A 21,535-nucleotide genomic window follows, 5' to 3' on the forward strand; every position below is an offset into this window, starting at 1 on the left:
AACGGGTTCACTTCCCAGTCGGTTCCGCCGATTGCCGGAGGCGGGAGTTTAACGAAAGAGGTATGAATGCCCTGGAGCAATCAGAACGGCGGCGGCGGCGGTCCTTGGGGCGGCGGCGGTAACGGCGGCGGTGGTAATGGCGGTGGTGGAAACAAAGGCCCCTGGGGCCAAGGTCCCAACCGTCCGCGTGGTGGCGGCGGTGGCCGCGGCAATGGCGGCCCCCCGGATCTCGAAGAGATATTGCGCCGGGGTCAGGACCAGTTGAAGAACGTCGTTCCCGGCGGTTTCAACGGCGGCGTGGCGGCCATCATCGGCCTGTTGATCGTCGGCTTCATCCTGATCAACTCCATCTACACCGTCCAGCCGGACGAGCGTGGCGTCGAGATGCGCTTCGGCAAGCCGAAGGACGAGATTTCCATGCCGGGCCTGCATTACCATTTCTGGCCGCTTGAAACGGTCGAACTGGTGAAGGTCACCGAGCAGCAGCAGAATATCGGCAGCAAGTCCGTTTCGGCCGATCCGTCGTCCGCCGGCCTGATGCTGTCGGGCGACCAGAACATCGTCAACGTCCAGTTCTCGGTGCTGTTCTCGGTCACGGATCCGAAAGCCTATCTCTTCAACGTCGAAGATCCCGCCAACACCCTGCAGCAGGTTGCCGAAAGCGCCATGCGCGAGGTGGTCGGCCGTCGTCCGGCACAGGACATCTTCCGCGACAACCGTCAGGCGATCGCGCAGGACGTGAAGGCGACGATCCAGGCGACCATGGACACCTACGGCGCCGGTATCTCCGTCAACACGGTCGCGATCGAAGACGCGGCGCCGCCGCGCGAGGTCGCCGATGCGTTCGACGAGGTGCAGCGCGCCGAGCAGGACGAGGATCGCTTCGTCGAGGAATCCAACCAGTACGCCAACCAGGTTCTCGGCCAGGCCCGTGGCCAGGCGGCGCAGAACCGCGAAGAAGCGGCGGCCTACAAGGATCGTGTCGTCAAGGAAGCCCAGGGTGAGGCGCAGCGCTTCATCTCGGTCTACGACGCCTATGCGCAGGCTCCCGACGTGACGCGCAAGCGCCTCTATCTGGAAACCATGCAGGAGGTTCTCGGCAAGTCCAAGAAGGTCATTCTGGACGAGAAGAACGGGCAGGGCGTCTTGCCTTATCTGCCGCTCACTGAAATCGGCCGGCCGGCCCCGCAGGTCGGAGGAAGCAACTGATGAATAGCCGTCTTCCTTATTTCCTGATCGCTTTCGCGGTCATCCTGATGGCCGTCTACTCCTCCGTCTTCGTCGTGACCGAACGCCAGCAGGCGGTCGTCGTCCGCTTCGGTCAGATCCAGGACGTCAAGACCGAGCCGGGCCTCTACTTCAAGCTGCCTTTCGCCTTCATGGATGCCGATCGCGTCCAGTATGTCGAAGACCAGGCCCTGCGGTTCGACCTCGACAACATCCGCGTTCAGGTTTCCGGCGGCAAGTTCTACGAGGTCGATGCCTTCGTCGTCTACCGCATCCAGGATCCGCGCCGTTTCCGGGAAACCGTTTCCGGTGACCGGACCTCGGCCGAAGCCCGCCTGCGCACGCGTCTCGATTCGTCGCTGCGCCGCGTCTACGGTCTTCGCGGGTTCGAATCGGCCCTGTCGGAAGAGCGTGCTTCGATGATGCGGGAAGTCCGCGCCGACCTGAAGAACGATGCCGAATCGCTCGGCCTCAACATTCAGGATGTCCGGATTCGCCGGACCGACCTGACGCAGGAAGTGTCGCAGCAGACCTTCGACCGCATGAAGGCGGAGCGGCTTGCCGAAGCCGAACTCATCCGTGCCCGCGGCAAGGAAGAAAGCCAGCGCCGCCGCGCCATCGCCGATCGTCAGGTCGTCGAACTCGTGGCCGACGCCCAGCGCGATGCGGAAATCCTGCGCGGTGAAGGCGAGGGCGAGCGGACCCGCGTGTTCGCCGATGCGTTCGCCCGCGATCCGAGCTTCTTCGAGTTCTATCGCTCGATGACGGCCTATGGTGCCGCGATCGCAAGCCCGGATACGACCCTGGTCATCTCTCCGGACTCCGAGTTCTTCCGCTACTTCAACAGCTCGCAGGGGTCTCCCCAGGCGCCGGCGGCACCGGCGGCGGCTCCGGCCACGCCTGCTGCGAACTGAGCAAGAGCGAACGACACGATAAAAGAAGGGGCCGGCAGCGATGCCGGCCCCTTCTTTCTTGACGGCATGCGCTGGGGATGGCAGGGCAAGGCCAGCAGGGCTCCGTACCTTTCGTGTCCGGCCCTGATCGAATGGTTTGGCCTGCTGCCTTCGCGCAGCAGACGTTGCGTCCACCGCGCTTGCTGCCCGTCAGGCGTCTCCAGAAGACCCTTGCTCGGGCGCCGGCGTCTCGAGGGGTATGAATGTCTCGCAAACTGCTGATCCGGCTGGTTGAAGCCGAATATTCGATCACCCGCCTGAATGTCGGCTCGCCGTTGCCGGAGTGGCTGCCGGGCGCCGGTTTCTGGTCGGTCTCCTCGTCGCGCGAGGAAATGACGCTCGTCTGCCGCGCCGCGCGCGTGCCGACCGGGGTGATCTCCTCGAACGGCTGGCGGTGTCTCCGGATCGAGGAACACTTCGCCTTCGATATTCCGGGCATTCTCTCCTCGGTTCTGGAGCCGCTTTCCACGGCCGGTGTCGGCCTTTTCGCCAACTCCACCTTCAGCACCGATTACATCTTCATCCTCGGCTCCGACCTCGAAAAGGCGGTCGCCGCGCTGAAGACCCACGGCCACGAGGTCATGGTCTGAGGCCCGATGCCGGATCCTGACGCCCGCAGAGGATGTGGGAACGCTGGGCTCAGGCCTTCTTGAGGAATTCGGTGCGCAGCACCAGACCCTTGACCTTTTCCGCGTTGCATTCGACTTCGGCCGGATCGTCCGTCAGGCGGATGTTCTTGACCAGCGTGCCGCGCTTCAGCGTGACCGACGTGCCCTTGACCTTGAGGTCCTTGATCAGCGTCACGGAGTCGCCATCGGCGAGCGCTGTTCCGTTGCTGTCCCTGACGACGATGCTCATGCGTCCATCCTCTCCGGCGCGCCGGGCGCCCGCGTATCTGTTTTGTCGCTTATGAACGGCGGAGGTCGCCTGTGCAAGGGCCCCCGAGGCGGGATCGGGCGACGATGTCCTCTCCGTCCCGGCATAACGAAAAGATGACTGGACGCGTCGGGTGCGCGCCTTATCTTCGCTTCACCAGTGCTGCTATCTGCGCTCGCAGGGTTCGTCTGTCCCGCCCGAGGCTTTTCCTTCCGACATCGGGCCGATAAGGTGCGAGCGAACCGACGGCTTAATTTCCGAAACGAGGACTTCATGGGATCACACCGCTCCAGCTTCACCCGGACGGCGGCGCTTGCCCTGTCGACGGCTCTCGTTTTGACGGCGCCTTTCGAGGCCGCAGCGCAGGTCGCAAAGCCCATCACGCCGCCGACGGCGGGAACCGCGGGGCCGCTTCCGGTTCCGCCGCAGCCATCGCCCTCCATCGCCCCGCCCGGACGCACGGCGCAGGGGCCGGACTCGGTGGCCGATCTCGCCGCCGGGCTGCTTGACGCCGTCGTCAACATCTCGACATCGCAGAACGTGAAGACGGATGACGACGCGCCGATGCCGAAGGTGCCGCAGGGGTCGCCGTTCCAGGATTTCTTCGACGAGTTCTTCAAGGGCCAGAACGGGCAGGGTGCGCCCGGTCGCAAGGTCGAATCGCTCGGTTCCGGCTTCGTCATCGATCCCACCGGCTACATCGTCACCAACAACCACGTCATCGAGGGCGCCGACGATATCGAGGTCAACTTCGCCAACGGTTCGAAGCTGAAGGCCAAGCTGATCGGCACCGACACGAAGACCGACCTCGCGGTGCTCAAGGTCGAGCCGAAGAAGCCGCTGACGGCCGTGCCGCTCGGCGACAGCCGCGCGATGCGGATCGGCGACTGGGTCATGGCGATCGGCAACCCGTTCGGCCTCGGCGGCACGGTGACCGTCGGCATCATCTCGGCCCGCGGCCGCAACATCAATGCAGGTCCGTACGACAATTTCATTCAGACGGATGCCGCCATCAACCGCGGCAATTCGGGCGGTCCCCTCTTCAACATGAAGGGCGAGGTCATCGGCATCAACACCGCGATCATCTCGCCCTCCGGCGGTTCGATCGGCATCGGCTTTTCCGTGCCGACCGAGCTTGCCTCCAACGTGATCACCCAGCTGAAGGATTTCGGCGAAACCCGGCGCGGCTGGCTCGGCGTCCGCATCCAGCCCGTGACCGACGACATCGCCGAAAGCCTCGGCATGGATACGCCGCGCGGCGCCCTGGTGGCCGGCATCATCGAGGGCGGCCCGATTTCGAAGGGCGAGATCAAGACCGGCGATGTGATCACCAAGTTCGACGGCCGCGATGTCGCGGAAATGCGCGATCTGCCGCGCGTGGTGGCGGAAAGCCCGGTGGGCAAGGCCGTGGACGTCATCGTCATCCGGGACGGCAAGGAGATGACCGTACAGGTCACGCTCGGCCGGCTCGAGGATGCCGATGTCGCGAATGCAGAGACGCCGCCCTCATCCGACGATGCGCCGGCGGACGGGGGCGAAGACGGTAATGTTGGCCCGGGCAGCCCGGGCAACCAGGGCAGCCAGGAGGGAACGGATCAAGCCGAACCGCCTGCGGCCGAACTGCCGAAATCCGACGAGGTGCTCGGCATGAAGCTGGCGCTGCTGGAGGCCCCGAACCGCCGCAGCTTCGGCATTGCCGACGACATCGAAGGCGTCGTCATCACAGAGGTCGAGAAGGGTTCGGCTGCTGCCGAACGCCGGATTGCGGCCGGCGACGTGATCGTCGAAATCGGTCAGGAAGCCATGAAGACGCCGGAGGACGTGACCGCGCGGATCGAAGAGCTGAAGGCGGACGGGCGCCGGAATGCGTTGCTGATGATCTCCAACAAGACCGGCGAGCTGCGCTTCGTGACGGTGCGCATCGAATAGCCGGCGCGCGCGCCGGAGGCCGATGCGCCTCCGGCGAAATACGCTAAACCGGTCGCGTGCCGCGATAGAGCACGTGACGCCTCAGCTGGGGATGCGTCGCGGGCACGCGCGGATGGTCGAAGTCGGCATCGGCGTCGCGGACCAGGCCGATGCGCTCCATCACGGCAATCGAGCGGTGGTTGCCGGGCACGGCGAAGGAGACGATCTCGCTGAGCCCGCGGGTCTCGAATCCGACCGCAAGAAGCGCTCGGGCCGCTTCCGTCACATAGCCCTTCGCCCAGTGCCGGCGCGCCATGCGCCAGCCGATCTCGATGGTGCCGCTTGGCAGAATCGGGCTGAGATCCACCATAGCCAGACCGCAAAACCCCAAGGCTTCGTCGGTTTCCTTGAGGGCGAGCGCGTAAAAACCGAAGCCGGTGTCGGCGATCGTTTGACGGTTCCGGTCGAACAGCGCGTCCGCCTCTGCGCGTGTCCGGCGATAGGAGAAGAACGTCATCACCTCGGGGTCGCTGTTGATCTCGACGAAGAGATCGCGATCCCGGTATTCCCAGTTGCGCAGGCGCAGCCGTTCGGTTTCCGTGACGATCATGGCCGGCCGGCCGGCCGGGCGAAATCCGTCTTGCGATAGCCCTGGATGTAGAGGAGCGCCGTGAGGTCGCCATGGTCGATGCGGATCTTGGCTTCGGCGGCAACAGCGGGTTTGGCGTGCAGGGCGACGCCCGAGCCGGCAAGCTTGATCATGCCGAGGTCATTTGCGCCGTCGCCGACCGCCATGGCGTCCTCCGGCGTGATCCCGAGCCGCCGTGTGATGTCGATCAGCGCATCGACCTTGGCCTGCCGGCCGAGGATCGGTTCCTCCACGGTGCCGTCGAGCACGCCGTCTGCGACGTTCAGCCGGTTGGCACGGTTTTCGTCGAAGCCGATCCTCTTGCCGATGGGCCCGGTGAAGACGGTGAAGCCGCCCGAGACGAGCGCGGTATAGGCCCCCTTTGCCTTCATGGTCGCGACCAGCTCCACGCCGCCGGGCGTCAGCGTGATGTGCTTTGCGATCACCTCATCCACGACGCCGACCGGCAGGCCCTTCAACAGAGCCACGCGCTCGATCAAAGCCGGTTCGAAGGCGATTTCGCCGTTCATGGCCCGCGCGGTGATGGTGGCGACCTGTTCCTTCAGGCCCACTTCGGCGGCGAGCTCGTCGATGCATTCCTGACCGATCATGGTCGAATCCATATCGGCGATCAGCAGGCGCTTGCGCCGCGTTTCCGCATCCTGCACGATCACATCGACGGCAAATCCGTCGATAGCGTCCCGCAGCTGCCGCTCGGCCTCGACCGGGTCGGTGCCGTCGCGCAGCGCGATATCGCAGGCGATACCATCGGCCAGCCAATAGAGACCGGACGCCTGAACGGCGGCTGCGGCCTTTTCACCGAGGGCCGCGCTCAGCACCGGATTTGACGGATTGGCGACAAGCGTGGCAACGAGAGCCATGATGAAAAACCTTGAAAGAGGACAGGACACGATCCTGATAACGGGACCGACTGCCAGCGGCAAGTCCGCGCTCGCCGTCCGGCTCGCGCAGGCGCATGGTGGGGTGGTCGTCAATGCCGACAGCATGCAGGTCTACGACACGCTCCATGTGTTGACCGCGCGACCGGCAGAGGCGGATATGGACGGCGTGCCGCACCGGCTCTACGGGCATGTGCCGGCCGGCCGCAGCTATTCCACCGGCGAGTGGCTTCGGGATGTGACGGCGCTGCTCGAAGATCTGCGAGCGGAGGGACGGGTTCCCGTCATCGTCGGCGGCACCGGCCTCTATTTCAAGGCGCTGACGGGCGGCCTCTCCGATATGCCGGCCGTTCCCGATGCGATCCGCTCGTCCCTGCGGGCGCGGCTCCTTGCGGAGGGGGCTGATGCGCTCCACGCGGAACTGGCGAATATCGACCCTGAGACCGCCGCTGTGCTGAGACCCGGCGACGGGCAGCGGATCGTGCGGGCTCTCGAGGTGTTCGCGGCGAGCGGCCGGTCGATCCGCAGCTTCCAGGACGCGCGTGGCGCGATGGTGGTCGATCCGGATCGATCGCTGAAGATCGTCGTCCTGCCGGATCGCGACGACCTCCGTCGGCGCATCGACCGGCGGTTCGTGGCGATGCTGGAACGGGGCGCGGTGGAGGAGGTCGAAGCGCTTCTCGCGCTCGATCTGGCGTCCGATCTGCCGGCGATGAAGGCGATCGGCGTGCCGCAGATCGCGGCGATGCTGCAGGGAACCACGGACCGGCGCGGCGTGATCGAGACCGCATCGGCTGCCACGCGGCAATATGCCAAGCGCCAGATGACCTGGTTTCGCAACCAGCTGGATGAAAGCTGGCAGCGCATCGTGCCGTGACGATGGGACGGATGGCGCGGTGGGTGCACTATTTTCGGATCATGCTGCCGAGCGGCTTGCGGAGAAGGCTTTCGCGCAGCGACGGCGCCCGCAGGGAGGCTGCAGCTTCATCGAGCCCTTGCGGAGCGGGGGCGGTTGGGGCTGAAGCGTCCGCCTCGCCGCCGAGGATCTGCCGACGATAGGCATTGAAGCGGTCGGCCTGAGGATTCGACAGGGGATCGGAATATTGCGGTTCGACGCGGGGCAGCATGTCCGGGCGGTAGCTTTCGAGCCTGTCCGTCGGGCTTCGTGCGTCCGATCGGGTCGAAGTGTCTGGCCACTCCGCAGCGCGGTCGGCAAGGGGCGGCGGAGCGAGCGGTTCTCCGGAAGAGAATCCGCCGGCCGCCGCCGAATGGGCCGCAAACGACGCCGTTTCGCCGATGGAACTCGCGCGCATGCGCGCGACGATGGTGCGCAGATCGACATTGGCCGGCGTTTCGTCGTCGGCCTTCACAAACCCGCCGGCCGCCTTCGGCAGGCGGTTGTCCGGGATGCGCGCGAAGCGCATGCGCATCGGCACCGAGACCGCTTCGCCGAAAGCGATGGCCTCGCCGTTTCCGATCGAGGAGAGGAAGCTCATGGTCGAGACGGACGAATCCGGGATGGCCGAGCGGATGATGTCCTGGTCGCGATCGTTGGAGAGGCGCATGGCAAAGACCGTGGAGCACTGCGACAGGATGGTCGGGTCCAGTTCGCCGGGACGCTGCGTGATGATGCCGAGCGAGACGCCGTATTTCCGGCCTTCCTTGGCGATGCGGGCGATGGCCTGGCGCGTCGGCAGGAAGCCGAGGGACTGATCCGACGGCACATAGCGGTGCGCCTCTTCGCAGACGACCAGCATGTGGACGCCGCCATTGCTCCAGAGCCCGATCTCGAAGGCCATGCGGCAAAGAACGGAGGCGACCGAATTGACGACCTCCGAGGGAATGCCCGCCAGCTGGAACGTGGTGATGGGGCGCCCTTCGCCCGGAATGCGAAAGATCTTCGCGATCGTTTCCAGGATCGTGTCGTTGATCGTGTTCGAGGAGAACATGAAGGTGTAGCGCGGATCGTTGACGGCTGCCATGACGCGAACCTTCAGCGACCGGAGCGACGGCTTCTCGCCACGCCCTTCCAGACGGCCGATCCGCTCGTCGATCAGTGCGATGAGGTCGGCGATGCGATAGGGCACCGGCGTGTCCGCCGTCAGGGAGCTTTTCTCCGTCTGCCGCCGCATCACGCCGCCGTCGCCCTTGAAGCCTCGCTTGGCCTCGGGAATGAGATCGCGCAGGATGTCGAGTTCCTCGGCAATGGCGGAGCGCCCCCGGAACACGACTTCCGCGAACTCTTCCAGCCGCATCAGCCAGAAGGGCAGGTCCAGCGTGTCTGTGTCGATGACGACGGCATGGTCGGGAAAGGCGGCGGCGAACTCGTTGTGGGGATCGAGGATCAGGATTCGCAGCTTCGGGTCGGCTTCGATCGCCTTTCGCAGGAGAAGCGTGACGGCCGTGGATTTGCCGACGCCGGTGGTGCCGACGACGGCGAAATGTTTCGACAGCATCGAGGGAATGTGGATCGTCGCGTCCAGGCTGTCGTCCTGCGTCAACTGGCCGATGGTGAAGCAACCGCCGCGACCCGTGTCGTAGATGCGGGCAAGGTCGGCGGTGCGGATACGGTGGGCGACGGCGCCGAGATAGGGGTATTGGCTGATGCCGGCGGAAAATCCCTCGCGCCCGTCGATATCGACCCGCACCTCGCCCACGAGTTCCACGTCGATGCGGAAGACGTTGTCCTGCTGCTCCGCCCAGTTGTCGTCGCTCGTGCGCATGGAGGAGACGAGGGCGACGACCCGATTGGTCCCGACGGTGATGGACACCAGCCGCCCGACCGACCAGAGTTCGGTCAGCGACGTTTCGCCGTTTTCGGCCAGTGCGGCGATGGTCGCGCGGGAACCGTTGCAGGCGATGACGCGACCGAGGAAGCGATTGCCCCGGGCGACCGTATCGCGCCTGTCCGCCTCCGCTGTCCGGCCTTCGGCCTGAAGTTCGTTGTTCACCACGTAGTACCTCGCTTACGTTTCGGAATGTAAGCGTCGGACTTTAAGAAGATGTTTCTCATCGGCTATTTTCACGCGGGGCAGCCTGATCGGATCGGCATCGCCGCAGATGGAACGCCCTCGGGCATGATCGCGGCAAAGGTGTAAAAACCGTTGACGACATGGCCGAATGCCGGTATCAGTGCGCCCCATGAACATTCAAGCAATCATTCTTGTGGTGGGATCGCGCATGGGCAGGATGGTGTAACCATCCGGCGATAGCCACCCATGCGCAAACCAAGGCTCCTGACGGGGCCTTTTTTTATGCCTTCGAACAAGCAGAGCACAGGATCCAAGACATGTCGGGCGGGAAGAGCGAAATGGATGAAGCGAGCAGGGACGAGAACAGGATGACGGGCGCGGAGATCGTTCTGCGTGCGCTCAAGGACAATGGCGTCGAGGTCATCTTCGGCTATCCCGGCGGTGCCGTCCTCCCGATCTACGACGAAATCCACCAGCAGGAAGACATCAAGCATATCCTCGTCCGTCACGAGCAGGGCGCAGGCCATATGGCCGAGGGCTATGCCCGCTCGACCGGCAAGGTCGGCGTCATGCTCGTCACCTCCGGCCCCGGCGCGACCAATGCCGTGACGCCGCTGCAGGATGCGCTGATGGACTCCATCCCGCTCGTCTGCCTGTCCGGCCAGGTCCCGAGCTCGCTGATCGGTTCCGACGCCTTCCAGGAATGCGACACGGTCGGCATCACCCGGCCCTGCACCAAGCACAACTGGCTGGTCAAGGACGTCAACGAGTTGGCAGCGATCATCCACGAGGCGTTCCGCATCGCAAAGTCCGGTCGTCCCGGTCCGGTTCTGGTCGATATTCCCAAGGATATCCAGTTCGCGACGGGCACCTACACGCCGCCGTCGGCCGTTCCGATCCAGACGAGCTATCAGCCGAAGATGGATGGCGATATCCGCCGCATCGAGGAAGCGGTCGCGTTGATGAAGACGGCACGCCGTCCGATCATCTATTCCGGCGGCGGCGTCATCAATTCGGGCGACGAGGCGACGCGGTTGCTGCGCGAGCTGGTTTCGCTGACGAATTTTCCTATCACCTCGACCCTGATGGGCCTCGGCTGCTACCCCGCCTCCGGCACCAACTGGCTCGGAATGCTCGGCATGCACGGCACCTACGAGGCCAACATGGCCATGCACGATGCCGACGTCATGATCTGCATCGGCGCGCGTTTCGACGACCGGATCACCGGCCGGCTGAACGCGTTTTCGCCGAACTCCAAGAAGATCCACATCGACATCGACCCATCCTCGATCAACAAGATCGTTCGCGTCGATGTCCCGATCGCCGGCGATGTCGGCCGCGTTCTGGAAGAGATGGTTCGCCTGTGGCATGCCGGATCGGCCGGGCTCGACACGGCGCGGCTGAACGACTGGTGGGCCGATATCGCCCGCTGGCGGGGGCGCAAGTCGCTGTCCTACAAGCAAAGCGCCGACGTCATCATGCCGCAATATGCCATCGAGCGCCTGCATGCGCTGACCAAGGACCGCGATACCTACATCACGACGGAAGTCGGACAGCACCAGATGTGGGCGGCGCAGTTCTACGGCTTCGAAGCGCCGAACCGCTGGATGACCTCGGGCGGGCTCGGCACGATGGGCTATGGTTTCCCGGCTGCGATCGGCGTTCAGGTCGCGCATCCCGACAGCCTCGTCATCGACATCGCGGGCGATGCCTCGATCCAGATGTGCATCCAGGAAATGTCCTGCGCCGTGCAATACAGTCTGCCGGTCAAGATCTTCATCCTGAACAACCAGTATATGGGCATGGTGCGCCAGTGGCAGCAGCTGCTGCACGGCAATCGTCTCTCCAACTCCTACACGGAGGCGATGCCCGATTTCGTCAAGCTGGCGGAAGCCTATGGCGGCGTCGGCATTCGCTGCGACAAGCCCGGCGAGCTGGACGATGCGATCCTGCGGATGATCGACAGCCCGGCCCCCGTCATCTTCGACTGCCGCGTCGCCAACCTTGCCAACTGCTTCCCGATGATCCCCTCGGGCAAGGCGCACAACGAGATGCTGCTGCCGGACGAGGCCACCGACGAAGCGGTCGCCACCGCGATCGATGCCAAGGGCCGCCAGCTGGTTTGATTGCACGGACGGGACGCGGTAGATTGGCCGCGTCCCGTTTTAAAAGGTGAGGGCGATGGCGAGAGCAAGGATGTCTGACACGGGAATGGTGGAGCTTCCGAGGGCGCTCCGCGATGCCGTGGGGCTTTATCCGGGCTCCGAAGTGGAGATCACGGAAAGCGGCGGCAAGTTGATCGTTGAGCCTGTACCCGCGGCTTCGTCGGAAACGACGGGCAAACGGACAATCGCCATGGAGGCATTCCTGGCGAAGCGGATGAGGTACGACGGCCCGCCGATCACGGACGAAATGATGCATCAAGCCATCCTTGACGAGGCAAAACAGCGGTGGGACAGCGTTCAGCGACAGTGGGACAAAGGCATCGATGAAAACCCTGTCGATTGATACCAATGTTCTCGTCCGGTTGCTGGTCCTTGACAACCCGGAGCAGAACGCGATCGTCGAGCGCCTTTTCACAACCAATCGTTTTTCGGTCCTCTGGACCGTGCTCATGGAGGCGGAGTGGGTGCTGAGGAAAGTCTTCAAGGCGGACACTCGGCGCATCAACGACATGTTCAGATCCATGCTGATCGACGAATTGATCGAGGTCGCGCGTCCCGACGCGCTGACGTGCGCTCTCGACCTTCATTCCGCGGGCATGGATTTCGCCGATGCGGTGCATCTCTGCCTGACGGATGAAAGCATGCCTTTCGTCACCTTCGACCGCGATCTTGTGCGCCGCGCGAAAAAACTCATACCCGACGCCAGCGTCGAGCTGGCCCAATAAATTTTGGAGGACCCAATCTCATGAACGCCCACCTACAACCGACCGGCTCTGCCTATTTCATCGCCAAGGAAACCGAGATCGCGGAGAAGCACACGCTGTCCGTTCTCGTGGCCAACGAGCCGGGCGTTCTGGCGCGGGTGATCGGGCTGTTTTCCGGGCGCGGCTACAATATCGAGAGCCTGACCGTGTCGGAGACCGAACACGAGGCGCATCTCTCGCGGATCACGATCGTGACGCGGGGGACGCCGCATGTGCTGGAGCAGATCAAGTCGCAGCTCGAACGGCTGGTGCCGGTTCACCGCGTCGTGGATCTGACGGTGCGCGCCGGTTCTCTCGGGCATGACCGTCCGATCGAGCGGGAGGTGGCACTGGTGAAGGTCAAGGGCACCGGTGAGAACCGGGCGGAGACGCTGCGTCTGGCCGATGCCTTCCATGCCAAGGTGGTCGATGCGACGGTCGAGCATTTCATTCTGGAAATCACGGGGAAGTCGTCGAAGATCGACCAGTTCGTCGCCGTGATGAAGCCGCTCGGCTTGCTGGAAGTCTGCCGCACGGGCATCGCCGCCATGAACCGCGGCGCGCAGGGAATGTAAAAACACGCCTATCGTCAGGGCATTGAGGTTCTTTCCTGCGAAGCCGAATCCGCTTCCTGATCCAGTCTTCGAACCCATAAAGCCGCGCATCCGAAAAGGTGGGCGGCTTTGTCGTTTCAGATCATCTCGAGCGGTCGCTTCCGCGAGGGCGGCGGGAAGGCGGCGTCCAGCGCCAGTCTGTCCTCGTTCGTCAGCCGGATATCGAGGGCGGCCAAGTTCTCGCGGATGCGGTCCGGCCGGCCGGTCTTCGGGATGGCGATCACGTCCGGCGTTGCCAGAACGAAGGCGATGGCGATCTGGGCCGGCGTTGCGCCATGCGCGGCGGCGATGCGATGCAGCGTGGCGTTGCCGAGCAGACGGCCTTCGTCCAGCGGCGAGTAGGCCATGATCGGCATGCGCTTCGCGGCGCACCAGGGCAGGAGATCGAAGGCGATGCCCCGGCGCGACAGGTTGTAGAGCACCTGGTCGGTCGCCGCCCGGCCCGGCGCCAGCTGCTCGATTTCCTCCATGTCGTCGACATCGAAATTGGACACGCCCCAGGCGCGGATCTTGCCGTCCTTCAGCAGGCGTTCGAAGGCCTCCAGCGTTTCCGAAAGCGGCGTGCCGCCGCGCCAGTGCAGGAGGTAGAGGTCGATGTGATCGGTGCCGAGCCGCGTCAGGCTGTCCTCGCAGGCCCGCAGCGTCCGGGATGTCGACGCGTTCGACGGCAGGACCTTGCTGACGACGACGGCATCGCCCCGGCGGCCAGCGATGGCCTCGCCCACCACACGCTCCGCGCCGCCATCCGCATACATCTCGGCCGTATCGATCAGCGTCAGGCCGAGATCGAGGCCGAGTCGGAGACTGGAGACTTCCTGGGATCGTGCGGCAGCGTTCTCGCCCATGTGCCACGTGCCCTGACCAAGCACTGGAACCGAGGTTCCGTTCGGAAATATGGTGCTGGTCAACGTCGTGGGCATCGGGGCGTTCTCTCTTCCTGGTGAGCGAGGATATAGGCTTGTGTCTGCCGGGCGGAAGAGGCGTCAGCCGAGGTTTGGCCGCGCGCCGGCGCGCTTGGCGACGAAGCGGGCCAGCGGCGGGCCCATGGCCATGACGATCAGCAGCCGAGCCGTCTGCAGGGCCATGACGAAGGCGATATCGACATTGCTGGAGGCCGCGATGATGGCGATCGAGTCCATGCCGCCGGGGCTGGTCGCGAGGTAGGCGGTCAGCGGATCGATGCCGGCCGTGCGGGTCAGGATAAAGGCGAGGATGCCGGAAATGCCCATCAGCACGAGGATGGAGGCGACTGTGGGCAGGAGCACCCGACGGGCATGCGCGAGGATGGGCCGCGTGAATCCGAGGCCGATGTTCCAGCCGAGGGCCGCATAGCTGATCGCGAGCAGCCATTCGGGGAGATGGATGTGGACGCTGCCGGTGACGCTGAGCAGGCCGCCGATGAGGAAGGGCACGAGGAGGGCGCCGGCGGGGATGCGGAGATACCAGCCGAGCGTGCCGCCGAAGACGGCGACGGCGAGCGTCTGGGCCAGAGACAGGGCCGCGATCGGCTCGAACCAGACGATCGTGGCGGTGGCACCGTCCAGTCCGGCCCAATAGCGCGCGACGAGGGCGGCGGCGGCGGCGACGAAGACCACGCGCAGATATTGCATGAAGGCGACCAGCCGGACATCGGCGCCATAGGCCTCCGCCATGACCATCATCGTGGTGGCGGCACCGGCCGAACAGCCCCAGATGGCGGTCGTGCCGGGAAGGACGTTCAGCCGGGTGATCAGGTAGCCGCTGAGCGTGCTCATGGTGATGACGCAGACGACGATGCCGAGAAAGAGCGGCCAGTTGCCGAGGAAGGTGCCGACGATATCGGCGGTTATGGAGCCCGCGATCATCGTGCCGATCAGCGTCTGGGAGGACAGAACGAGCGCGCGGTGGAGGCGGATCGTGCTGCCGTTGAGGCCGAGAATGCAGCCGGCGACCATGGGGCCCATCAGGAGCGCCGCGGGAATGCCGAGCGCTTCGAGGGTTGCAGCGACGGCAATGGAGAGGGCGAGAAGCAGGAACCACTGGACGCGTCGCGAGCGCCGGCCAAGCCCGGTCCTGCTTTTCTCGGATTGCAACGTCATCGGGCGGCTCGATTTCTGGCCATTCTCGCTCGGGCAGGTCCAGCCGGGGCATCAGGCTCAGCCGGGTTGTAAGATGCGCCGCGCGCACTGCGGGGGGCAGCGGGCGGACCGTCAGCGGGTTAAGAGCCATCGGCCGGTGGAAGTCAAGAATTCTCAAGCGTCAAAGGAGAGGATGCAGCCTCCATTTGCCTTTTCGTTTGCGGCTGCCACAGCGGGCGGCCTCTCGCGCAGGCGGGGGGAAAGCGCGCCGGCGGGCTTGCGCTCCGGCGCCGAATCCTGCCACGTCGTTGCATGGAATTTGCACCCCAGCAGGACGAGGCGTTGAAGGCCGTCAGCCAGTGGCTGAAGGCCGGGCGCAAGCCCTTGTTCCGGTTGTTCGGCTATGCCGGCACGGGCAAGACCACGCTTGCCCGCCATTTTGCCGAACATGTGGATGGCGAAGTGCTGTTTGCCGCCTTCACGGGCAAGGCCGCGCAGGTGCTGCGCTCCAAGGGCGCCTCGAACGCCAAGACGATCCATTCGTTGATCTACCGGCCGCGCGGCGAGGAAGAGGTGTCCGACGAGGAAACCGGCAAGACCTCGGTCTCGCCGATGTTCTCGATCAACCGCCAGAGCCCGGTCGCGAAAGCCGCGCTGATCGTCGTTGACGAATGTTCCATGGTCGATGAGGCGCTGGGCAAGGATCTGATGAGCTTCGGTACGCCGATCCTCGTGCTCGGCGATCCCGGGCAGCTGCCGCCGGTGTCCGGCGGGGGCTACTTCACGAATGACGAGCCCGACTATCTTCTGACCGATATTCACCGGCAGGCGCGCGACAATCCGATCATCAAGCTTGCCATGCAGGTGCGCGAAGGCAAGGAAATCATGTTCGGCGACTACGGCACGGCGAAGATCATTTCGAAATCCGAGGTGACGCAGGATCTCGTTCTCAAGGCCGATCAGGTGCTGGTGGGCACCAACAAAACCCGGCGGCGCTACAATACGCGACTGCGGGAGCTGAAGGGGTTCACGACCGAATATCCGCAATCCGGCGACAAGCTGGTGTGCCTGCGCAACGACCCCGCCAAGGGGTTGTTGAATGGATCGCTGTGGCAGGTGATGACCTCGTCCAAGGAGACGGTGAAGCCGGGCATCAATCTGATGATCCGGCCCGAGGAGGACGACCTCGATCGGGGCGCGGCCAAGATCAAGCTGCTCAAGACGGCTTTCGAGGATGTCGAAGGCGAGATCCCCTGGTCGACGCGCAAACGCTATGACGAGTTCGACTACGGCTATGCCCTGACCGTGCACAAGGCGCAGGGGTCGCAATGGAACGACGTCGTGCTGTTCGATGAGAGCTGGGCCTTTCGCGACACGCGCGAGCGTTGGCTTTATACGGCGATCACGCGAGCGGCGGAAACGCTGACGATCGTGCGCTGAACCGGGCATTCACGGAGCCGGGCACGACCTGAATCCCCGATCTGCGATCAGCGCATTCTACGATCCTCCGCACGAACGTTCGCTTTTTACGGATGAACGTTGCGCTTCAACTCACTGGCGCTGATGATGAATTCGCTCTCGGTCTTCCGCTTGCCCAGAAGTTTTTCCTGACAGAGACGCGCTTCCTTCAGCGCATCCCGGCTTTTCTCCCGGCGATAGGTGTCGGTGATCAGCATGCACTGCATCAGCGGGCTCGATATCCCCTTGTCGACCGCGTAGTGGAAAAGGTCGCCATTGGTCGCAAGCGTCTTGGCGGCCACGCCGAGGCTCTCGAACAGCAGGTCGAAATCGTTCGAGAGATTCTCATTGTCGATCCACATCTGCGACACGATCTCGCCCGTGGCATCGCTCGACACCCGGACACGCGTCTGCTGATCCGTTTCCGCAGGGCCGATCGAAATGGTGAAGGAGAGGGGGCTCTTCGACGGCGCCTGCCAGGCGAGTGCGTCCGGCTGCGATCCCGGGATGATCACCGTGTAATAATCCATCGCCGCGCGGATCTGCTGGGCAAGGCGCGTCGCAAAAACGTCGTCCCCGTTTGCGGCCGGGCCATCGACCCGAACTGTCACGCGCGGAACGTCGGTATCGTCGGCGTTTGTCGAAAGCGAAAGACGCGCCTGGATCTGCGGACTGACGCCGAGGGCTGTCGAACTCAAAGGGGTGAAAAGCAGGAGAGGCAGAAGCGAGATCATCGCGACGGGCGTCGCCAGCGGCGCCGGCAGCCAGCTGGGCCTCGCCCGCTTGCCGATCGACGCTCGGGATCCTGCAGGCGGACCGGCGCTCACCGGCGCCGCTTCGACAGGGGACATATCTTTTGATCCAGCGGCCGAGGGCGCTGCGTGGACGACGGCATCCGGCGCGGGCTTCGACGGCGTGATCGATACGATCGCGCCGGGGGCAGTGGACTCGCCTTCGACATCCGCTTCCGTCATCAAGGACGTGACACCTGCAGAGCATGCAGCGGCCGAACGGCGCAGATAGACCGGGGCATAGCCGCCCTTGGGGATCTCGATCTGCCAGACGGCATCCTGCCCTTCGGTCTCATAGAACGCGGTCAGGAGCTTGCGCAGCTTGCCGGCGTGGACGCGGACCAGCGGGTCGCTGTCGGCGTTGAAGGCGTCCGGACGGCGGAAGACATCGACCGCGATCGTGTAGCCTTTCAGCTGCATGGACTGGCCGGCAAGGTCCTTGGTGACGACATAGGAGAGGAAGGCACGCAGGCGCTCGGAGCGCGCGAAAACTGCGCTCGCCAAGACATCGGCAAGCGCCGTGCGGATTTCCGTATCGGTGGGTCTGTCCAACGGCTTCAAGACACACTGCCTCCTTTCTCTTTCAACGAGCACCGATCGATCGCGTCTCACGGATGCTTCGGCGCTTCACATCGTCTGTAACGTTGCAGGTCTTCACCCGCGCTTCTCGTTTCGATCTGAGTGAGAAGCGCCATCCTACCACATAAAGAGGATATTCTCACCAGATATGCTCAGAATAACTCTTCAAGGTTGCGTAATTTTCCACTGACTCTTCAGTGGTATAGGTTGCCGACGAACCCGTCTCCCATCGAGGCGTCCGACTCGATGCGCGCACAGCGCGGCCGGCAGGCCTATTGTTGGTTCAAGCGATCCTTCTAGCAAGACCTGATATCATGCGCGTTTAAAAATGATGTCATTTACTTACTAATGATAGAGAAATAAACCTTTCGCGCACCTTTATGGGACGTCGGCGAACATCGTCCGGATGCAGTCTGCCCGGAAGCGAGCATCCTGGGGTTGCGAAGCGGCGATCTCAAAAGGCTGATCGGCGGCGATGGCAAGCCGCCCACCGCCTCTGGAACGGCGTCCCGGGGAGTGATAGACGTGGCCTGTCGCCTCCGGGCGCCGCTCGCCGTCCCGATGTCTCCGATCTTTCAAGGTGTCACATGCCCGCCAAGCTTTCGGTCAACCTCAATGCGATCGCCATGCTGCGAAACCGCCGCGACCTTCCGTGGCCGTCTGTGGTCGGCATCGGCAAGCAGGCGCTGGAGGCCGGAGCGCATGGGTTGACGGTGCATCCGCGTCCCGACCAGCGCCATATTCGTTTCTCCGATCTCGGCCCTCTGCGGACGCTGATCGACGAGATGTTTCCGCAGGCGGAATTCAACATGGAAGGCTATCCCAATGCCGAGTTTCTGGGGCTGTTGGAGCGCCATCGCCCCGAGCAGGTCACGCTCGTGCCTGACGATCCGGCACAGGCGACATCCGATCACGGGTGGGATTTCCGGGCGAACCGGGAGCTTCTGACGGATGTCATCGCCCGGCTCAAGGATCTCGGGCTTCGCGTCTCGCTGTTTGCCGATGGCGATGGTGACCGGGAGGCGCTCGACATTGCACGCGCGACCGGGGCCGATCGGATCGAACTCTACACCGGTCCCTATGGCGGTTGCTTTGGCGCGCCGGATCGGGCGGCCGTCATCGCCCGGGAATTGGGCCGCACGGCGGCAATCGCACGCGAGCTCGGCCTCGGCGTCAATGCCGGACACGATCTGACGGTCGACAATCTGCCGCTGCTCGTCGAGCATATCCCCCATCTCGATGAGGTCTCGATCGGACATGGTCTGACGGCCGATGCCTTGGAATATGGCATGACGGAGACGGTGCGCCGCTTCCGTCGGGCCTGCGGCGAGGTTTTCGCCTGACCGCAGGCCCTTTCAGACGCATCCGTCCGATGGTTTAGCCGGCGAGCGCGGCCTTGTTTTCCTCAAGGAACGCCCGAAGGTTTTTCGACGGCCGGCCGGTCAGTGTTTCCACCGAATCCGTGACGATCTCGATGTGGCCGAGGCGCGCGTTCGCGTCGAACGACACGAGCGTCGGGACGAGGAAAGCGGGGACGCCGGCTGCCTCCATCCCGCCTGCGAGCTGCTCGTCCGTCAGGTTTACCACGGCGAGCGGCCTGCCGGAGATCTCGCTGACGAGATCTGCAATCTCGGCATTGGTGTAGGCGACGGGGCCGGTGAGGGTCAGCGTCTCATTGCCGGTTCGATCGCCGAGAAGGGCTGCGGCCGTCGCTGCGGCGAGATCCGCCCGTGCGACGTAGGACGTCTTGCCGTCGCCGGCCGACGTGTACCAGGTGCCGGACTGGAGCGCGGTCGGCACGGACAGGAACAGGTTCTCCATGTACCAGCTGTTGCGCAGGATGGTGTAAGGCAGGCCGGTGGCCTTGATGGCCTCCTCGGTGCCGAGATGATCCGGTGCGAAGCTGACCGCCGATGTCGCGGCATTCGGCAGCGAGGTGTAGAACACGCGGCCGACGCCGGCCTTCTTGGCGGCGGTGACCGCATTTTTATGCTGGCTCAGGCGCTGGCCGGGAACGGCGAGCGCGTCCGTCGAGATGATCAGCGCCTTGTCGATGCCTTGAAAGGCAGCGTCGAGCGTGGCGGCATCGTCGAAATCGGCCTTGCGCAGCGTCACGCCTTTTTCGCCATAGGCGGCAAGCTTTGCGGGGTCCCGACTGGCCGCGACGATGTCGGCGGGAGCGACCTGACCCGAGGCGAGGAGTTCGTCGAGAACGAGGCGGCCGAACTGGCCGGCGGCGCCGGTAACGAGGATCTTGGACATGGACTTGCTTCTCCAGATGACAGGCTCAAGAATGACGGGTGCCGCATTGCAGCGGGAGCCTATGAAAGATATAGTCTCGAAAAGAGACCTGCTCTTTCTTCTTCACTTGGACGCATCTGTAAAGGCGGCAGTTTTTTCGCCGATAGGCACAGAAAGGGAACCGACCCATGAACACGAACGTCCGAAGGGCCCAGGGTACGAGCGCCGTCATCATCGGCGGCGTCGTGTTCGATGCCGCCAATTGCCCCATGCGCGACGTGCTCGGCAATATCGCCGGCAAATGGACGACGCTGATGATCCACGCGCTCAGCGAGGGGCCGATGCGGTTTTCGGCGCTCAAGCGCACCATTCCGGACATCTCGCAGCGCATGCTGACGCAGACGCTGCGCGACCTGCAGCGTGACGGATACATCGCCCGGACCGTCTATCCGACCAATCCGCCGAGCGTCGATTACGCGCTGACGGATCTCGGCCGGTCTTTTCTGGATGTTCTCCTGCCGCTCGTGGACTGGTCGACGAAACACCACGGCACGATCCGCCAGTCTCGCGACGTCTTCGACGCCGCGGGCTGATCTGCCGTATCAGGCCGCCTTGCGGCAACCGGCCTCGGTTTTCCTCTCCGCGGACGCATCCAGAGCGAAGGCCACGGCAGCGCCGGCATGGATGGCGGTCGAATCGAAGCCGGGCAGAGCGAGCGCATCCGGATCGAGGATGAGGCAGATTTCGGTGCAGCCGAGGATGACGGCATCGGCACCCTGCGCCTTCGCCTTGGCGATGACGGCATGCAGCGCGGCGCGCGAGGCGTCGAGGACATGGCCGGCGCAAAGCTCCTTGAAGATGACGTCGTGGACGAGCGTGCGATCCTCGGCCGAGGGCACCATGACGTCGATCCCGTGACCGGCCATGCGCTCCGCATAGAAGCCGTGCTCCATCGTGTAGCGCGTGGCGAGCAGCAGCGGGCGCCGGATGCCGGCGGCGGACATCGCCTGCGCGGTTTCGTCGATGATGTTGATGAGGGGGATACCGATGGCGGCTTGCACCTCCTCAGCTACGAGATGCATCGTGTTCGTGCAGATCAGGACGCAATCCGCGCCGGCCGCTTCCAATGCGCGCGCGACATCGGCAAGACGCTGGGCGGCATCCGTCCAGCGACCTGCCATCTGAAGATCGACGATCGACTGGAAATCGACGGAGTGCAGCAGCACTTCGGCCGAATGCAGGCCGCCGAGATGCGCGCGCACGGCTTCGTTGACCATGCGGTAATAGACCACCGAGCTTTCAAAGCTCATTCCACCGATCAGACCGATCTTTCGCATGACGCCGTTTCCCCTGCTGAGTTTGCGTTGACGACCATGATGCGGCGGAACCAGCGGCATGTGCTTGCATTTCCCGGCTAAAGAACA

Annotated in this window: 21 protein-coding genes; 12 read left to right on the forward strand and 9 right to left on the reverse strand. The window is 64.2% G+C overall.

Annotation, left to right across the window (positions count from 1 at the left end; translation table 11 throughout):
- Positions 1-66: 66 nt before the first annotated feature.
- The 3 genes from hflK to ASG39_RS02710 all read left to right on the forward strand — a co-directional run bounded on the left by hflK (position 67) and on the right by ASG39_RS02710 (position 2,770).
- Positions 67-1,209: an FtsH protease activity modulator HflK gene (gene hflK / locus ASG39_RS02700; protein WP_062592530.1), complete on the forward strand. Its 1,143-nt coding sequence runs from the start codon at positions 67-69 to the stop codon at positions 1,207-1,209.
- Positions 1,206-2,141 carry a protease modulator HflC gene (locus tag ASG39_RS02705; protein WP_062592532.1) on the forward strand — a complete coding sequence of 312 codons (936 nt, stop codon included), beginning with the start codon at positions 1,206-1,208 and terminating at the stop codon, positions 2,139-2,141. The genes hflK and ASG39_RS02705 overlap by 4 nt, the downstream gene beginning before the upstream one ends.
- A gap of 242 nt (positions 2,142-2,383) precedes the next feature.
- A complete protein-coding gene (locus tag ASG39_RS02710) occupies positions 2,384-2,770 on the forward strand; it encodes an ACT domain-containing protein (protein WP_062592534.1) in 387 nt (128 codons plus the stop codon).
- A gap of 49 nt (positions 2,771-2,819) precedes the next feature.
- Here ASG39_RS02710 and ASG39_RS02715 read toward each other — a convergent pair whose 3' ends face one another.
- Complete coding sequence (locus ASG39_RS02715; protein WP_062592536.1) at positions 2,820-3,038, reverse strand: alkylphosphonate utilization protein; 219 nt, start codon at positions 3,036-3,038, stop codon at positions 2,820-2,822.
- A gap of 291 nt (positions 3,039-3,329) precedes the next feature.
- On the opposite strand from ASG39_RS02715, the gene ASG39_RS02720 reads away from it, so the two are divergent.
- The gene (locus ASG39_RS02720; protein ID WP_062592538.1) at positions 3,330-4,985 is read left to right on the forward strand and encodes a DegQ family serine endoprotease; all 1,656 of its coding nucleotides are present in this window, start codon (positions 3,330-3,332) and stop codon (positions 4,983-4,985) included.
- Positions 4,986-5,028: 43 nt separating this feature from the next.
- Here the strand turns inward: ASG39_RS02720 and ASG39_RS02725 are convergent, their stop codons facing one another.
- Positions 5,029-5,574, reverse strand: a complete 546-nt coding sequence (locus ASG39_RS02725) for a GNAT family N-acetyltransferase (protein WP_062592540.1) — start codon at positions 5,572-5,574, stop codon at positions 5,029-5,031.
- Positions 5,571-6,473 carry a phosphoserine phosphatase SerB gene (serB, locus tag ASG39_RS02730; RefSeq protein ID WP_062592542.1) on the reverse strand — a complete coding sequence of 301 codons (903 nt, stop codon included), beginning with the start codon at positions 6,471-6,473 and terminating at the stop codon, positions 5,571-5,573. The genes ASG39_RS02725 and serB overlap by 4 nt, the downstream gene beginning before the upstream one ends.
- Between serB and miaA the strand changes: the two genes are divergently transcribed.
- Positions 6,472-7,368 (forward strand): tRNA (adenosine(37)-N6)-dimethylallyltransferase MiaA, encoded by an 897-nt coding sequence (miaA, locus tag ASG39_RS02735; protein WP_156467982.1) that lies wholly within the window; start codon positions 6,472-6,474, stop codon positions 7,366-7,368. The two genes, serB and miaA, sit on opposite strands and share 2 nt — an antisense overlap.
- Positions 7,369-7,396: 28 nt before the next feature.
- On the opposite strand, the gene ASG39_RS02740 is transcribed toward miaA, so the two are convergent.
- Positions 7,397-9,445, reverse strand: a complete 2,049-nt coding sequence (locus tag ASG39_RS02740) for an ATP-binding protein (protein WP_062592546.1) — start codon at positions 9,443-9,445, stop codon at positions 7,397-7,399.
- 356 nt (positions 9,446-9,801) lie between these two features.
- Between ASG39_RS02740 and ASG39_RS02745 the strand changes: the two genes are divergently transcribed.
- From ASG39_RS02745 to ilvN, 4 genes are all read left to right on the forward strand, one after another.
- Positions 9,802-11,589 (forward strand): acetolactate synthase 3 large subunit, encoded by a 1,788-nt coding sequence (locus ASG39_RS02745; RefSeq protein WP_156468018.1) that lies wholly within the window; start codon positions 9,802-9,804, stop codon positions 11,587-11,589.
- Between the two features lie 85 nt (positions 11,590-11,674).
- A complete protein-coding gene (locus ASG39_RS02750; protein ID WP_062592550.1) occupies positions 11,675-11,971 on the forward strand; it encodes an AbrB/MazE/SpoVT family DNA-binding domain-containing protein in 297 nt (98 codons plus the stop codon).
- Positions 11,952-12,353 carry a type II toxin-antitoxin system VapC family toxin gene (locus ASG39_RS02755; protein ID WP_062592553.1) on the forward strand — a complete coding sequence of 134 codons (402 nt, stop codon included), beginning with the start codon at positions 11,952-11,954 and terminating at the stop codon, positions 12,351-12,353. The genes ASG39_RS02750 and ASG39_RS02755 overlap by 20 nt, the downstream gene beginning before the upstream one ends.
- A gap of 20 nt (positions 12,354-12,373) precedes the next feature.
- Positions 12,374-12,946 (forward strand): acetolactate synthase small subunit, encoded by a 573-nt coding sequence (gene ilvN / locus ASG39_RS02760; protein ID WP_062474084.1) that lies wholly within the window; start codon positions 12,374-12,376, stop codon positions 12,944-12,946.
- A gap of 116 nt (positions 12,947-13,062) precedes the next feature.
- Here the strand turns inward: ilvN and ASG39_RS02765 are convergent, their stop codons facing one another.
- Positions 13,063-13,905 carry an aldo/keto reductase gene (locus ASG39_RS02765; protein ID WP_062592555.1) on the reverse strand — a complete coding sequence of 281 codons (843 nt, stop codon included), beginning with the start codon at positions 13,903-13,905 and terminating at the stop codon, positions 13,063-13,065.
- Positions 13,906-13,968: 63 nt separating this feature from the next.
- Positions 13,969-15,063, reverse strand: coding sequence for an AbrB family transcriptional regulator (locus ASG39_RS02770; RefSeq protein WP_062592557.1), 1,095 nt, complete (start codon positions 15,061-15,063; stop codon positions 13,969-13,971).
- A 291-nt stretch (positions 15,064-15,354) separates the two neighbouring features.
- Here ASG39_RS02770 and ASG39_RS02775 point away from each other — a divergent pair, with 291 nt between their 5' ends.
- The gene (locus tag ASG39_RS02775; protein WP_062592559.1) at positions 15,355-16,482 is read left to right on the forward strand and encodes an ATP-dependent RecD-like DNA helicase; all 1,128 of its coding nucleotides are present in this window, start codon (positions 15,355-15,357) and stop codon (positions 16,480-16,482) included.
- A gap of 86 nt (positions 16,483-16,568) precedes the next feature.
- Here ASG39_RS02775 and ASG39_RS02780 read toward each other — a convergent pair whose 3' ends face one another.
- Positions 16,569-17,852, reverse strand: a complete 1,284-nt coding sequence (locus ASG39_RS02780; RefSeq protein ID WP_156467984.1) for a hypothetical protein — start codon at positions 17,850-17,852, stop codon at positions 16,569-16,571.
- Positions 17,853-18,457: 605 nt separating this feature from the next.
- Between ASG39_RS02780 and ASG39_RS02785 the strand changes: the two genes are divergently transcribed.
- Positions 18,458-19,213, forward strand: a complete 756-nt coding sequence (locus tag ASG39_RS02785) for a pyridoxine 5'-phosphate synthase (protein WP_062592562.1) — start codon at positions 18,458-18,460, stop codon at positions 19,211-19,213.
- A gap of 34 nt (positions 19,214-19,247) precedes the next feature.
- Here the strand turns inward: ASG39_RS02785 and ASG39_RS02790 are convergent, their stop codons facing one another.
- On the reverse strand, positions 19,248-20,132 hold the full coding sequence (locus tag ASG39_RS02790; protein WP_062592565.1) for an SDR family oxidoreductase: 885 nt from the start codon (positions 20,130-20,132) through the stop codon (positions 19,248-19,250).
- Between the two features lie 167 nt (positions 20,133-20,299).
- Here ASG39_RS02790 and ASG39_RS02795 point away from each other — a divergent pair, with 167 nt between their 5' ends.
- A complete protein-coding gene (locus ASG39_RS02795) occupies positions 20,300-20,704 on the forward strand; it encodes a helix-turn-helix domain-containing protein (RefSeq protein ID WP_062592567.1) in 405 nt (134 codons plus the stop codon).
- A 9-nt stretch (positions 20,705-20,713) separates the two neighbouring features.
- Here the strand turns inward: ASG39_RS02795 and ASG39_RS02800 are convergent, their stop codons facing one another.
- The gene (locus ASG39_RS02800; protein ID WP_062592569.1) at positions 20,714-21,448 is read right to left on the reverse strand and encodes an aspartate/glutamate racemase family protein; all 735 of its coding nucleotides are present in this window, start codon (positions 21,446-21,448) and stop codon (positions 20,714-20,716) included.
- Positions 21,449-21,535: the final 87 nt, after the last annotated feature.

It is taken from the genome of Rhizobium sp. Leaf371 (genome assembly GCF_001424045.1).
Lineage (GTDB): Bacteria > Pseudomonadota > Alphaproteobacteria > Rhizobiales > Rhizobiaceae > Ferranicluibacter.